Below are 13596 nucleotides of genomic sequence, written 5' to 3'. Positions count from 1 at the left end.
ATGAGTAACTCTTTACACGACTTTATCCGCGGCTTGCCGAAAGCCGAACTTCATTTACACATCGAAGGCTCGCTGGAGCCGGAAATGATGTTCGAGCTTGCCCGGAAAAACGGCGTCAGCCTGCCGTATGCCAGCGTAGAAGAAGTCCGCGCCGCCTACGACTTTGAAGACCTGCAATCATTTCTGAACCTGTATTACGCCGGGGCCGCAGTCTTGCAGACCGAACAGGATTTCTTCGATCTGACCCATGCTTACATACAGCGCGCCCGCGCCGATCATGTCTGCCACGTCGAATTATTCTTCGACCCACAAACCCACACCGAACGCGGCATCGCGATAGCAACCGTGTTTGCCGGCATTGCCCGTGCCTTGCGCGAAGCGAAAGCGGCGGACGGTTTTTCCGGCAGCATGATACTGTGTTTCCTGCGTCATCTGAGTGAAGAAAGCGCGCTGGCGACGCTGGAAGCCGCACTGCCGCTGCGTGAAGCCTATGCCGACGTGTGGACCGGTGTTGGTCTCGATTCGGCCGAAGTCGGTAATCCACCAGAAAAATTCGCCCATGTGTTTACGATCGCCCAGGCGATGGGTTTCCGGCTCGTCGCCCATGCCGGTGAAGAAGGCCCGCCAGCTTACATCCACAGCGCGCTGGATGTGCTGGAAGTCGAACGTATCGACCACGGCGTACGAGCAGAAGAAGACCCGGCGCTGATGCAGCGTTTAAAAACCAGCCGCATTCCGCTGACGGTCTGCCCGCTGTCGAATCTCAAATTATGCGTCGTGAAGGATTTGCGCGAACACAATCTGGCGCGCATGCTGCGTGATGGCTTATGTGTGACGATCAATTCAGATGACCCGGCCTATTTCGGCGGCTATATGAACGCGAATTTCATCGCCACTGCCGATGCGCTGGCGTTGAGCCGTGAAGAATTGGTGCAACTGGCGCGGAATAGTTTTGAAGCATCCTTCGTATCTGACGCACAGAAACAAATCTGGTACGACGCGCTCGATACCTATCTGGAAAACACTTGAAAATCGCCTGAAAACGCCAAAAAACAGTAAAAAATGGGGAGTATATGCATAAATTGCCTTTATCTCCTTATAAACAAAGGGCTTTAAAATATACTGGTGGGAGTATATTTATCGCCCTGAACGCCTCCAAACCATTATTTCCGACTCGCATTGCGTGCCCGGACAAATAATTTTAGCTGGCAAAAGCGGTGTTCTCCTTTCAGTCAGACAAGGCTGGCCTGCATCAACACCACGCTAATTAGCTCACCGTCCGGGTGGATATATTGATAAAATGCTTCGCCCGGACCGATGTCCGCATGCTTTTCTGAGACAGCGCCACGGCATCTGTGGACGCTGCACCTCACGCCTGTTTTTATGGAATCCCTATGCAAATCCCCCCACTCGGCACGTTGATCAAAGATGAAGAAAATGACTGGCTGATCAGCGACGCGTTCAACATCGCCGCTTTCAACAATACGCCATGTGAATTTCTGATCGAAGGCTACGAAGCCGATCTGCATCCGCAGGATTTTTCCGACGCGATCAGCAATTTCATCACACTCAGCAGCAGCGCGCTGAAGGCTGCAGAAGAACCGGTTTTCAACTATTACCTCGATTGGGCACGCCTGGCAAAAGCCGAAGGCCAGCCCTGCGTAGAGATTGCCGAACCAGCGGATATCTGGCAGCACATTCAGTTCGGCAATGAGGCACTGGTTTGCCGCCGCAGCAATGGCGATCAGGCGGTTTATGTATTGTTTGAATGTGATTGCGACTGGAATCAGGAAGATGGTCTGCAGATCGTTTTCAAACACGGCAATCAGGTCAGCAAGGTCGGCCCGTTTGATGATTTTTTAAGTAATGAAGACGTGTACGGCTTGCCGGAACTCGATAAAGTGATTTATCAAAGCCCTGGTTAAATATGGCACGCAGCAGGCTTGCTGCAAAATCGCGTCACCATAAAAAAAAACCGCATGATTCATGCGGTTTTTTGTTTTATACCTGACGACTGGCCATCAGAAACGGTGACGGATACCCGCAGCGACGCTGGTTGCACGGTCAGCCGTGTTGAGTTTGTCGCTCATGACCAACGCGTAGACGTCAGTACGTTTGGACAAATTGTAGTCGTAGCCTGCGGAGAAAGTATCGCGCTTCAGATCCGCACCAACCAGGCTGCCTGTACGTTTAGTATTCGCAAACGCCAGCAAAATGTCGCCGCCGCCAGCCGGTGCTTTCACGCCCAGACTGTAAGTTTTGTCATCCAGTGATTTCGGGCTGGTCGTGTCATCTTTGCTGGAAGAATACGTCGCAAACAGTTTTGCTACTGTCAGGTCATAGCTACCGGCAACAAAGTAAGTTTTCTGATTATTGATCGAAGCGTAATTCACAGGCGCTGCTGTTGCATCCACAATCGCGCCACCACTGAGCGGATTGCTGACCTGCACCTGATGATAGTAAGCACCCAGAGCGAGTGGACCATTGAAATACAAGGCATTGATACCGACGTTTTTAGTACCGGTACTGCCTGCTTTTTCACCGAACTGGTAATGCACATTCGCACTCAGACCATCAAAATTCGGTGTCGTGTAAACGATCTCGTTACTCCAGCCAGAGTCACCTGCGGCGGAATTGGCCCAGGTGCGGGCAGCATAATTACCGCTGGAAACCCAGGTGTGCAATACCAATGGCGAGAAGCTGAAAGAATCGCCGAACGGATTGAAAATCACGGTAGGTAAAAAACTTGGTGCCAGACCGCGACCCAACGATACTTTACCGAAAGAGCCGGACAAACCAACGTTCGCATCGCGCGAAAACATGGTGTCGCCGCTGAAACGGCCAGAGGCGCCGGTATCTGCCTGCAAGAAACTGGTCAATGCAAAATCAGCTTTCAAACCGCCGCCCAGATCTTCAACGCCTTTGAAACCGACCCACGATGTCGTCATACCGCCGCTGTTAACGACAGCCTGACGACCGCTGTCGCCACTGTATTTAACGGAACCCAGAGTCACGTCGAGCAAACCTTCGACGGACACCTGTGATTGTGCAGATGCACCGCCAGCAAGCAGACAAGACACTGCCAACACCATACTTTTCAATTGAAATTTCATCGGTTTTCCTTGATTGATGTGATAAAAAATTGTTTCGTATGCGGTTACCGGCAATCAGCGTCGCGTCCTGTACAGTGAGTCTGCTGTGTATTCAGGTGCTGATGAGATCAGCCAGCCGGAATTCCCCGATACGGATAATCTGTTCTATGCATTCCCGCATTTCGTCGGCGCGACTGGCAGCCAGACGTTGCGTGAAGTTGCGGATAATACTTTGCCGGTCATGATTGCGTACAGCGATGATGAACGGAAAGCCGAATTTTTCCTTATATTCGGCATTTAAACGTTGTAACTGCGCAAATTCTTCCGCGCTGCACTGGGTCAGACCAGCGCCACTTTGTTCACGACTGGACTCTGCCGTCAGCTCGCCACGTATCGCTGCTTTTCCCGCTAATTCAGGATGGGCGCAGATCAATTTCAGCCGCGTACTTTCCGCCGCAGTTCTGACGGCATCCGCCATCGCCTGGTGTAAGGCCAACGTACTGGCAAATGGTCGCTGCGCGACAACCGCTTCAGCCACCCACGGCGAGTGTTCAAAAATACCGCCCAGAACATCGACAAACGCCTGCGCCGAACAAAGGTTCAATTCATCTAAACTGTAAGTCTTGCTCATGCTGCGGCTCCTTCTGTTCCTGCGGTTCCTGCAGCTTGCTGCTGGTACGGATGCGTCTTCATCCAGTGCCGTACGATATCGATGCGGCGGCAAATCCATACCTTGTCGTGTGACTGTATGTAATCCAGAAAACGCTGCAAAGCACGGAAACGCCCAGGCCTGCCTAACAAGCGGCAATGCATACCCACCGACAGCATTTTCGGCGCATTGTCGCCATCCGGATCACCTTCTGCATACAGCACATCAAAACTATCTTTTAAATACGTATAAAAATGATCGGCAGTATTGAACCCCTGCGGTGTGGCAAAACGCATGTCATTACTGTCCAGCGTATACGGCACCACCAGATGCGGTCGCTGCTCGCCCGCGCTGGTGCTGACTTCGGTCCAGAATGGCAAATCGTCGCCATAGTAATCGGCGTCATAAGCAAAGCCGCCATGCTCAACCAGCAAGCGCCGCGTATTCGGCGAATCGCGCCCGGTGTACCATCCCAGCGGCGCGGTGCCTGTCAGCTCGCGCATGATTTGTACTGCCTGTTGCATATGTTCGCGTTCGATTGCCTCATCCAGATTCTGGTAATGTATCCAGCGCAAACCATGACAGGCAATTTCGTGTCCGAGCGCGCCAAATGCCTGCGTCAGTTCAGGATGCCGCTGCAACGCCATCGCCACGCCGAATACCGTCAGCGGCAATCCGCGTTTTTCAAACTCGCGCAAAATCCGCCAGACACCAGCGCGCGAACCGTATTCGTAAATCGACTCCATCGACATGTGCCGCGCTTCATATGCTGCCGCACCGACGATTTCTGATAAAAACTGTTCCGATGCCTTGTCGCCATGCAGCACGCAGTTTTCACCGCCTTCTTCATAATTCAGAACAAATTGCACCGCAATTCTTGCCTGACCCGGCCATTGCGCATGTGGTACCTGCGCTCCGTAGCCGATCAGGTCGCGTGGATAAGCTGCTGTCATACTCATAATTAGTGACTCCGTGAATGCCCGAGAACGGCTTTTAAATCAAAACCCTTGCCAGCATTTTTCGGCGTGCGACAGGCACACTGATGCAAATGTTGTGCCATTGCGTGCAAGGCTGCTTTTTTATCCTGACGCTCCAATGCCGCCAACACCTGAAAATGCTCATCAAATGAACAGGAGCGCGTCGTTGCCACTTCCTTATTCGAAATCATCAGCGTCGTGCGCGAAACGAGGCGGCGCAGCATATCGACCAATAAATCATTGCCGCTCAGACGCGCGAGGGCGATATGAAAATCGGCCGACAGGCGTATCCATTGCGGCCGATCGCCACTTTCATAGGCGTCCCGTTCACGCTCGACCATGCGCCGCAGTTCAGCAATCGCGCTGGCATCAGCGTGCTGCAAAACTTTTTCCAACGCCATCTGTTCCAGCGTCTGGCGCAATTCAAACATGTCGTGCGCCTCTTTTTCGCCCGGGCTGGCAATAAACGCACCACGGTTGGGCTCCAGATCGACCAGCCCGTCAGCAGCCAGTTGGCTTAATACTTTACGCACCCCGTGTCTGGCCATCTGATAAATCTGGCTCAGAGATTGCTCAGTCAATTTGGTCCGCGCCGGTAAACGGTGATCCATGATCGCATCGTAAATATCGCGATACATGTGGTCTTCCTTCTCTGCCAGTGTCGATGTGCGGCGTGTTTCAGGTGCATTCATGCTGAGTGAAGAATAAAAATAGTGAGGCATATTTAATCACGATTGTCGACAATATTAAATATGCCGCAGTATTCTTTACGAAATCATTTACATAAATAGCTGTTTTTATTCGATTTTATTTATTTTTATTTGACAGGCTTAAATTATGGCAATTAAGATTGTCGACAATATTTTCAAATCAATGAAACAAGACTGACGCAATTTGTCCCGGCAAGACATAGCAACGAAGCCGGGGCTGCTCTGCGTCAGTCCTATGAAATAAGGATCACATGGGACGCCTGACCACACATGTACTCGACACCGCCCACGGCAAGCCCGGGCGAGGTATCAGCATTGCGCTGTATCGTGTCAGCCCGCAGCAACGCAGCCTGCTTTGCGAACGCCTCACCAATGCCGACGGACGCTGCGATCAGCCTTTGTTGGAAGATAGCGCCATGCAAACCGGCACCTATGAACTTGATTTCGACATCGGCAGTTATTTCGCAGGGCTTGGACTTGATCTGCCGGAACCAGCGTTTCTAAGCATCGTGACTTTGCGGTTTTCTATCGCCGATGCCAATGCGCATTATCACGTGCCGCTGGTCGCAACGCCGTGGAGTTATTCAACCTATCGCGGCAGTTAAGGTAGAAGACGCAACAAACTTCTGGCAATGCAAACCTTGCCTCTGCATCTGGAAAAAATAATCTGGAAAAAAATGGAAGCATATTTATTTGACTGGGCAAATCTGTTGCTGCGCTGGCTGCATGTCATCGTTGCGATTGCCTGGATAGGTTCATCTTTTTATTTCGTCTGGCTGGATAACCATCTGACTGCGCCAAGTGATCCACAACTCAAGGCACAAGGTGTCGGCGGTGAATTATGGGCGGTGCATGGCGGCGGCTTTTACAATCCGCAAAAATATCTGGGCGCCCCACCGAAATTGCCGGAACATCTGCACTGGTTTTACTGGGAGTCTTACAGCACCTGGCTGTCGGGGTTCAGCCTGTTTTTGCTGGTGTATATTTTTAATGCCCGCACTTATCTGATCGACCCGTCTGTTGCCAATCTCACACCTGCCGTTGCAATCGCGGCGGCCTTAGGTTTTCTGGCACTCGGCTGGCTGGTGTATGACTTGTTGTGCCGCTTATTCGGCAAGAATGAAAAGCTGTTGTCAGCATTGATTGTCGCTTACGTCATCGCCGCCGCCTGGGCTGCCTGCCATTTATTTTCCGGTCGTGCTGCCTTTCTGATTACAGGCGCGATGATCGCCACCATCATGAGTGCCAACGTGTTTTTCTGGATTATTCCGGGACAGCGCAAAGTCGTGGCGGCCATGAAAGCGGGAGCTCCGGTTGATCCGGTGCATGGTCAACGCGGCAAACAACGCAGTGTGCACAATACTTACTTTACGCTGCCGGTCTTGTTTGCAATGCTATCGAATCATTACAGCATGACGTATAACCACGCGCAAAACTGGCTGGTGCTGGTCTTGATCATGATCGTCGGCGTTCTGGTGCGGCAGTTTTTTATTCTGCGTCATAAAGGCAAAACCAGTCCCGTTTATCCGGTGTTGGCGATCGTCATCCTCGCTGCGCTGGCAGCGTGGATGGCACCAAAGTCCGCGGCTGTCAGCAGCACAAAGGAATCGCCGGCAGCGCAGTTTGCCCAGGTTCAGCAAGTGGTGCAGGCACGCTGCATACAATGTCATGCAGAACATCCGACACTGATGGAATTTCCCGCCAAAGGACTGATGCTGGATAAACCTGAGCAGATCAAGGCGGTATCGCAACTAATTTATCAACAAGTGGTGCAACAAAAGCTGATGCCGCTGGGGAATCTGACGCATATCACCGACGAAGAACGCGCTGTCATCGCGCGCTGGGTAGAAAACGATACGGCCAATATGGCTGGCACAAAATAATCAAGAAAGTAATCGAGAAAGACATACTATGGCCATCATCACGCTCGACCCGAATGCTCCTGAATTTACCCGCCGCTATCCGAATCTCGCTGACCCACGCCTGGGCGCCAGAACACTGGCTTGCAGCGATGATTTTTTTGCTGAGATGGCGCGCATGTTGAATCCTGAACCCGCTGTCTTCATTCCCGGCAAGTACGATACCAATGGCAAATGGATGGATGGCTGGGAATCCCGTCGCAAACGAGTGAATGGTCATGACTGGTGCGTGTTGAAACTTGGTCGCGCCGGGATACTTAAAGGTGTCGATATCGATACCAGCCATTTCACCGGCAATTACCCGCCTGCCGCCGCAATTGAAGGCGCATTTCTCGCCAGTGGCGAACCGGATGACCAGACCGTTTGGCAGGAAGTGCTGCCATCGGTGAACCTGCAAGGCAACAGCCATCATTACCACGTCATTCAGAGCACACAAATATTCAGCCACCTGCGCCTGAATATTTATCCGGATGGCGGCGTGGCCCGTTTGCGCGTGTATGCACAACCGGCAAACGACTGGGCAAACGCTGATCCGCATGCGCTGCACGATCTGATTGCGATGGAAAATGGCGGCTATATTGTGGCAACGAACAACCAGCATTTCGGGCTGGCATCCAATCTGCTGATGCCGGGACGCGGCGTGAATATGGGCGACGGCTGGGAAACGCGACGACGCCGCGAGCCTGGTAATGACTGGTGCATCATCGCGCTGGCACACGCCGGTACCGTGCAAAAAATTGAGGTGGATACCTGCCATTTCAAAGGCAACTATCCAGACAGCTGTTCGATACAGGCCGCATCCATGGCGGGCGGCACGGACACTTCGCTGATCACGCAATCGATGTTCTGGCCTACGCTGTTACCGCAACAAAAGCTGCAAATGGATCATCAGCATTATTTTGCTGACGAGCTGCAATCGCTGGGGACTATCACGCATATTCGTCTGAATATTTTCCCGGACGGCGGGGTATCACGCTTGCGTCTGTTGAGTAAAATCGCCTGAGAACCTTCACAGAATCACATTGCCAACGACATGAAAAAACTTAGCATTTCCCCTCTGACACGGGCGGCGTTTGCGCCGTTTGGCGAAGTGATCATGACGGATGGCGCGCGCCATTACCCGATTAATCAGGGTACTACCGAGCGTTTTCATGCCCTCGCCTGCGCTGACACGCACAGTAAAAATGGACAAACTATACTCAGCCTGTTTCGCGCGCAGCCACGCCAACTGCCGCTGCCAATCACCATTATGGAAAGGCATCCGCTAGGTAGTCAGGCATTTGTCCCGCTGACACAAAATGAGGAAGACGAATATCTGGTCGTTGTCGCACCAGCGGGGGAATTTGATGAAAACAAGATGCAGGCTTTTTTGTGCAAAGGCTTGCAAGGCGTGAATTACGCTAAAGGCGTCTGGCATCATCCGCTGATCGCCCTGCATAAAATCAGCGACTTCATCGTCATGGATCGCATCGGCCACGGTCACAACTGCGATGAAATCACGCTGGATGGCAGCTGGGTACTCGCCTGAACATTTCACACACCGCGCATTAAATCAACATTCGCAAGCGCCCTGCGCTATTCTTTTCGCGTATCAGATAGAAGGTACAAACAAAAACGCAGGCAAAAAAATAGCCCGCTAAGAGCGGGCTTAAATCCAAACCTTAGGAGGTGTTGGAGGAGACAGGTGTAACTATATCGCACCGCAACAAATACGCAAACGACTATTTTTGCATATCAAACATTCACAAATCAGATATCTGAAAACGATATTAAATTACCTAGAAGAAATCTTATTTCAAATTTTTATCGTTTCTATTGAATTTTTTAGTGCTTACCGGAAAAAGGACAAAAAAAACCCGCGACCTTGCGGTTGCGGGTTAAATCCAAACCTTAGGAGGTGTTGGAGGAGACAGGTGTAACTTTACTGCAGTGCAGCAAACATGTCTGCTTTATTTTCGATATATCAATCATCACCGCAAAGAATATCTGCGCACCATGCTCTGCGAATGTTTTTTGAAGATGTTTTCTTATACCGACTATGCATGCGGATGAATGAAAAAAATCAGCGCAACACGACCTTCTGCGACTCAAGATCAGGCAGTAGCCTTGGCATCTGAACGACTCAGGAACACTTTCCTTGTTTTTATTCAAATTCCGCATCGGTGCTGATGCCCGCCTCTGTGGAATCTGGTATCGTTCTCTCTGATGTGCTTGCTGCAGACGATGCAGCGACTTCATGTCGAAAAAATAAATTGCGTCCTGCTGCGGCTCACTATCCATCCCGATACCAGCCAGCACATCTGCAACGCAATCCGGAGACTCGTATGAAACTAATAGATCCTATTGTTCAATTCCAGGCAGAAATTCAACAAATCCGCCGTGATATTCACGCTCACCCTGAGCTTTGTTACGAAGAACACCGCACCGCAGACGTCATTACTCGCCAGTTGCAACAGTGGGGCATTCCTGTTGTTTCGGGTTTAGGCGGCACTGGCGTCCTGGGCATCATTAAAAATGGTAACAGCACGCGGGCGCTTGGTTTGCGCGCCGATATGGATGCCTTACCTATGCAGGAAATCAACAGCTTCCCACACCGCTCGCAGCATGAAGGAAAAATGCACGCCTGCGGGCATGACGGGCATACCGCGATGCTGTTGGGTGCCGCGCATTATCTGGCGCAACACCGCAATTTCGATGGCACGGTATATCTGATTTTTCAACCCGCAGAAGAAGGTGGCGGTGGCGCGTCGGCGATGATCAACGATGGCCTGTTTGAAAAATACCCTATGGAAGCGGTGTTCGGCATGCATAACTGGCCAGGCATTCCGGCGGGCTCATTCGGGCTGACGCCGGGGCCGATGATGGCCTCATCGAATGAATTTTATGTCACGGTCAAAGGTAAAGGTGCGCATGCAGCGCAACCACATAAGGGCATCGACCCTATCATGATCGCGATACAGATTGCGCAGAGCTGGCAAACCATCGTCAGCCGTAATGCCAGCCCGCTGGAATCGGTGGTGCTGTCGGTCACGCAGATTCACGCGGGCAGCGCCACCAATGTGATTCCCGACGATGCACAACTGGTCGGCACCGTGCGGGCCTTCAGCAATGACATGATCGATCTGGTTGAACAACGCATGCGGGCGATTGCCACACACACCGCAGCGGCGTTTGATGCCGAGATCGATTTTGAATTCCGGCGCAATTATCCGCCACTGATTAACCATCCGGTGGAAACTGCATTTGCTGCGGAAGTGCTACGTTCTGTGGTCGGTGACGAGCGCGTGAATGCGCAGACCGAACCGACCATGGGTGCAGAAGATTTTGCATTCATGCTGCAAGCGAAACCGGGTTGTTATGTCTTCATCGGCAACGGCGAAGGTGATCATCGCGATGCCGGTCATGGTCTGGGTCCCTGTAATCTGCATAATCCCAGTTACGACTTCAATGATGATTTGCTGCCCATCGGCGCGACTTACTGGGTCAGGCTGGCAGAAACCTACTTGAAAAAAGCCACCGACGCAGCCATCTGAGACAGCAGACAAGCTACAATTTCAACCTTCATAACCGGACACGATTTCACATGGCAGACGAAAAAGACAATAACGACGTACAACGCAGCCCTTTCCTCGAAGAGAAAGCATTTAAATCCCGCACCGTGCTGGTTTTCGGCACCATCAACGATAAGCTCGCGGCCGATGTCAGCAAGCGCCTGATCGCGCTGGCGGCCGAGTCAAAAGATCCGATCACTATGCTGGTTTCGTCGCCTGGCGGTCATGTTGAATCCGGCGACGTGATTCATGACATGATTAAATTCATCGATGTACCGGTGAATATGGTCGGTACTGGTTGGGTAGGCAGCGCTGCCGTCAGCGTGTTTCTCTCGGTGCCGAAAGAACGCCGTGTCTGCCTGCCGAACACACGTTTCCTGATTCATCAACCTAGCGGCGGCTGTGGTGGTCAGGCAACGGACATTGCGATTCAGGCGCGCGAAATCGTCAAAGTGCGTGAACGTATCTCGGCATTGATTGCGCGTGAATCCGGGCAGACGCTGGAACGCGTGACGAACGATATTGACCGCGATTACTGGATGAGCGCAGAAGAAGCCCTGGAATATGGTCTGATTTCACGCACCATCATCAAACAGAGCGACATCGCTTAATTGCCATTCATCCTGATTCCTGCATTTCAGGGCTTAATTCGGGGGTAAATATACTCCCCCCAGTATATTTTGAAGCCCTTTAAATATAAGGACATGAGCGGTGAATACTAAAAAAGCAGGGGGAGTATATGCTCCGACCTGCTTTTTTTACGCCACGGCTGTGCCTGTCAGTACAAGACTAAGCAACATCAAAACTCTTCCCAGTCTGCGGTGTCGCCTGCTTTTTCAACTGCTTTCGCTGCCCGCTGCGGACTTTGCCGGACACTGGATGACGCAGATTTGATTGCCGTGCTGTTCGTTTCCTTTTTGCCCGGCTTTGCCATCGTCTTTTTTGTCGCGTCAGCAGTATTGCGATTCACCTGCATTGCAGATGCGTTCGGCGCCGCCGTCTGGCTCTGATCTAATTTGAACACGCTGACGACGCTGCTGAGTTTTTCTGCCTGCCCCTGCAATCCGGCAGCGGCGGCAGCGGCTTCTTCGACCAGAGCTGCATTTTGCTGCGTCAGCGTATCCATATTAGTAATCGCATCATTGATCTGCGCGATACCAGCGCTTTGTTCCTGACCGGCAGCCGTAATCTCGTTGATCATATCGCTGACACGCCGCACGCTGGCCACCACTTCGCTCATCGTGTCGCCCGCCTGATCCACCAGCCGCGTACCTTGTGCAACTTTATCGACAGAATCGTTGATCAGCTCTTTGATTTCTTTCGCCGCACTGGCAGACCGTTGCGCCAGATTCCGCACTTCCGACGCGACCACCGCAAAGCCGCGTCCCTGCTCACCGGCACGCGCCGCCTCCACCGCAGCATTGAGCGCCAGAATATTCGTCTGGAATGCGATGCCATCAATCACACCAATGATGTCAACGATCTTGCGTGAAGATTCGTTGATCGAGCCCATCGTCTGCACCACTTGCGAAACCACGTCGCCGCCTCTTTGCGCTACGGCCGAGGCAGAATCCGATAACTGATTCGCCTGGCGCGCATTGTCTGCATTGTGATGAATCGTCGAAGTGATTTCTTCCATCGAGGACGCGGTTTCTTCGAGCGAACTTGCCTGACTTTCAGTGCGCCCCGATAAGTCAAGATTACCTTGCGCGATTTCTGTCGCCGCAATGGTGATGTGATCCGTCCCCTGCCGCACTTCGCTGACCACCTTCAGCAAGTTATCGTTCATGTCTTTCAAAGCTTGCAACAGCATGCCGGTTTCGTCTTTACTGCTGGCTTCAATGTGACTGGTCAGATCACCGGACGCTACTGTCTGCGCGACTTTTACCGCATTCATCAGTGGCCGTGATACCAGACGGGCAATCCAGAAAGACAATGCCAGCCCCAGCACAACACAGATTGCCAGCGCCACTAAAATCAGCGAACGCGCCGTTTCATAAACCTGCGTGCTATGTTCATAGGCAGCGATCCCGCCATCAGACTGAATTTTCACCATCTTATCGACATGGTCGCGCAATCGCGTATTCGCTTTTGACGAGGTGGTGCGTAGCAGGCTGACGGCTTCCGTCGAGTTACCGGCTTTGGCGGCGGCAATCATCTTATCGGTGATCTGCAAATAGTCCGCCATCAGCTTTGCATATTCATCGTAATTCGCTTTCTCTGCCGCATTCGTCATCATGCGGCTGTAATCCGCTTCGATCTCGCGCAATCCGCTAATCGCTTCCTTTGTTCTGGTCACGTATTTTTCAACTTCCTCGGGATTTTCCGCAAACACCATTTGCGCCTCTTGCGAGCGTATACGTGAGACACGTTCCTTGATGCCCATCGCCGCTTTGACGCTGGGCATCCAGTTCTCACCCAGATCTCTGGCTGCTGTGTTGACCTGAGCAAGTTCAGTCACAGAAAAAATGCCGATGAAAATTGTGATCAACAACAAACAGAGCGAACTGATTAAGAGCTTGACAGATATTTTCAGATCATAAAAAAACGACATAGCTTACTCCGGAAGTAATGTTGATATGGCACGCAGCAAATGCGGAATGCATCTGCTGCGATGAATCAGTACAACGGAAAATGCAGGTCAGATGCGGCAACGGCAGATGAACGGCAGACGAAAAACACAGCTTTTCGCCTGGCA

Annotated in this window: 13 protein-coding genes; 8 read left to right on the top strand and 5 right to left on the bottom strand. The window is 51.9% G+C overall.

What is annotated here, in order from left to right; genetic code table 11:
- Together H8K26_RS01260 and H8K26_RS01255 are read left to right on the top strand one after the other, a co-directional pair.
- A complete protein-coding gene (locus H8K26_RS01260; RefSeq protein ID WP_190476776.1) occupies positions 1–1029 on the top strand; it encodes an adenosine deaminase in 1029 nt (342 codons plus the stop codon).
- 365 nt (positions 1030–1394) lie between these two features.
- The gene (locus tag H8K26_RS01255; RefSeq protein WP_190476775.1) at positions 1395–1925 is read left to right on the top strand and encodes a DUF6985 domain-containing protein; all 531 of its coding nucleotides are present in this window, start codon (positions 1395–1397) and stop codon (positions 1923–1925) included.
- Between the two features lie 96 nt (positions 1926–2021).
- Here H8K26_RS01255 and H8K26_RS01250 read toward each other — a convergent pair whose 3' ends face one another.
- The 4 genes from H8K26_RS01250 to H8K26_RS01235 form a co-directional block, all read right to left on the bottom strand.
- A complete protein-coding gene (locus tag H8K26_RS01250; RefSeq protein ID WP_186883968.1) occupies positions 2022–3113 on the bottom strand; it encodes a porin in 1092 nt (363 codons plus the stop codon).
- Positions 3114–3204: 91 nt separating this feature from the next.
- The gene (uraD, locus tag H8K26_RS01245; protein WP_190476774.1) at positions 3205–3723 is read right to left on the bottom strand and encodes a 2-oxo-4-hydroxy-4-carboxy-5-ureidoimidazoline decarboxylase; all 519 of its coding nucleotides are present in this window, start codon (positions 3721–3723) and stop codon (positions 3205–3207) included.
- The gene (puuE, locus tag H8K26_RS01240) at positions 3720–4700 is read right to left on the bottom strand and encodes an allantoinase PuuE (RefSeq protein ID WP_223826779.1); all 981 of its coding nucleotides are present in this window, start codon (positions 4698–4700) and stop codon (positions 3720–3722) included. Before puuE ends, uraD begins: the two co-directional genes overlap by 4 nt.
- A 2-nt stretch (positions 4701–4702) precedes the next feature.
- Positions 4703–5440: a GntR family transcriptional regulator gene (locus H8K26_RS01235; protein WP_190476772.1), complete on the bottom strand. Its 738-nt coding sequence runs from the start codon at positions 5438–5440 to the stop codon at positions 4703–4705.
- A 239-nt stretch (positions 5441–5679) separates the two neighbouring features.
- On the opposite strand from H8K26_RS01235, the gene uraH reads away from it, so the two are divergent.
- The 6 genes from uraH to H8K26_RS01205 all read left to right on the top strand — a co-directional run bounded on the left by uraH (position 5680) and on the right by H8K26_RS01205 (position 11509).
- Positions 5680–6033 (top strand): hydroxyisourate hydrolase, encoded by a 354-nt coding sequence (uraH, locus tag H8K26_RS01230; protein ID WP_190476770.1) that lies wholly within the window; start codon positions 5680–5682, stop codon positions 6031–6033.
- Positions 6034–6105: 72 nt separating this feature from the next.
- Complete coding sequence (locus tag H8K26_RS01225; RefSeq protein ID WP_190476768.1) at positions 6106–7311, top strand: urate hydroxylase PuuD; 1206 nt, start codon at positions 6106–6108, stop codon at positions 7309–7311.
- A 28-nt stretch (positions 7312–7339) separates the two neighbouring features.
- Positions 7340–8350: an allantoicase gene (gene alc / locus H8K26_RS01220; RefSeq protein WP_190476767.1), complete on the top strand. Its 1011-nt coding sequence runs from the start codon at positions 7340–7342 to the stop codon at positions 8348–8350.
- A 30-nt stretch (positions 8351–8380) separates the two neighbouring features.
- On the top strand, positions 8381–8875 hold the full coding sequence (locus tag H8K26_RS01215; RefSeq protein WP_190476765.1) for an ureidoglycolate lyase: 495 nt from the start codon (positions 8381–8383) through the stop codon (positions 8873–8875).
- Between the two features lie 796 nt (positions 8876–9671).
- Positions 9672–10880, top strand: a complete 1209-nt coding sequence (locus H8K26_RS01210) for a M20 aminoacylase family protein (protein ID WP_190476763.1) — start codon at positions 9672–9674, stop codon at positions 10878–10880.
- A 50-nt stretch (positions 10881–10930) separates the two neighbouring features.
- Positions 10931–11509 carry an ATP-dependent Clp protease proteolytic subunit gene (locus H8K26_RS01205; RefSeq protein WP_190476761.1) on the top strand — a complete coding sequence of 193 codons (579 nt, stop codon included), beginning with the start codon at positions 10931–10933 and terminating at the stop codon, positions 11507–11509.
- 188 nt (positions 11510–11697) lie between these two features.
- Here the strand turns inward: H8K26_RS01205 and H8K26_RS17905 are convergent, their stop codons facing one another.
- The gene (locus tag H8K26_RS17905; RefSeq protein WP_190476759.1) at positions 11698–13452 is read right to left on the bottom strand and encodes a methyl-accepting chemotaxis protein; all 1755 of its coding nucleotides are present in this window, start codon (positions 13450–13452) and stop codon (positions 11698–11700) included.
- Between the last annotated feature and the right edge of the window lie 144 nt (positions 13453–13596).

This window comes from Cognatundibacterium aquatile (assembly GCF_014699135.1).
GTDB classification, from domain to species: Bacteria; Pseudomonadota; Gammaproteobacteria; order Burkholderiales; family Burkholderiaceae_D; genus Undibacterium; species Undibacterium aquatile.
The sequence above is the reverse complement of the archived record's forward strand: the minus strand, read 5'-3'. Positions and strand labels throughout refer to the sequence as shown.

Bases quoted from the DNA above. Each gene is read 5' to 3' on its own strand.
- H8K26_RS01260 (WP_190476776.1), top strand. From the start codon at position 1: ATGAGTAACTCTTTACACGACTTTATCCGCGGCTTGCCGAAAGCCGAA.
- H8K26_RS01235 (WP_190476772.1), bottom strand. From the start codon at position 5,440: ATGCCTCACTATTTTTATTCTTCACTCAGCATGAATGCACCTGAAACA.
- puuE (WP_223826779.1), bottom strand. From the start codon at position 4,700: ATGAGTATGACAGCAGCTTATCCACGCGACCTGATCGGCTACGGAGCG.
- uraH (WP_190476770.1), top strand. From the start codon at position 5,680: ATGGGACGCCTGACCACACATGTACTCGACACCGCCCACGGCAAGCCC.
- H8K26_RS01225 (WP_190476768.1), top strand. From the start codon at position 6,106: ATGGAAGCATATTTATTTGACTGGGCAAATCTGTTGCTGCGCTGGCTG.
- H8K26_RS01210 (WP_190476763.1), top strand. From the start codon at position 9,672: ATGAAACTAATAGATCCTATTGTTCAATTCCAGGCAGAAATTCAACAA.
- H8K26_RS01250 (WP_186883968.1), bottom strand. From the start codon at position 3,113: ATGAAATTTCAATTGAAAAGTATGGTGTTGGCAGTGTCTTGTCTGCTT.
- H8K26_RS01255 (WP_190476775.1), top strand. From the start codon at position 1,395: ATGCAAATCCCCCCACTCGGCACGTTGATCAAAGATGAAGAAAATGAC.
- uraD (WP_190476774.1), bottom strand. From the start codon at position 3,723: ATGAGCAAGACTTACAGTTTAGATGAATTGAACCTTTGTTCGGCGCAG.
- H8K26_RS17905 (WP_190476759.1), bottom strand. From the start codon at position 13,452: ATGTCGTTTTTTTATGATCTGAAAATATCTGTCAAGCTCTTAATCAGT.
- alc (WP_190476767.1), top strand. From the start codon at position 7,340: ATGGCCATCATCACGCTCGACCCGAATGCTCCTGAATTTACCCGCCGC.
- H8K26_RS01205 (WP_190476761.1), top strand. From the start codon at position 10,931: ATGGCAGACGAAAAAGACAATAACGACGTACAACGCAGCCCTTTCCTC.
- H8K26_RS01215 (WP_190476765.1), top strand. From the start codon at position 8,381: ATGAAAAAACTTAGCATTTCCCCTCTGACACGGGCGGCGTTTGCGCCG.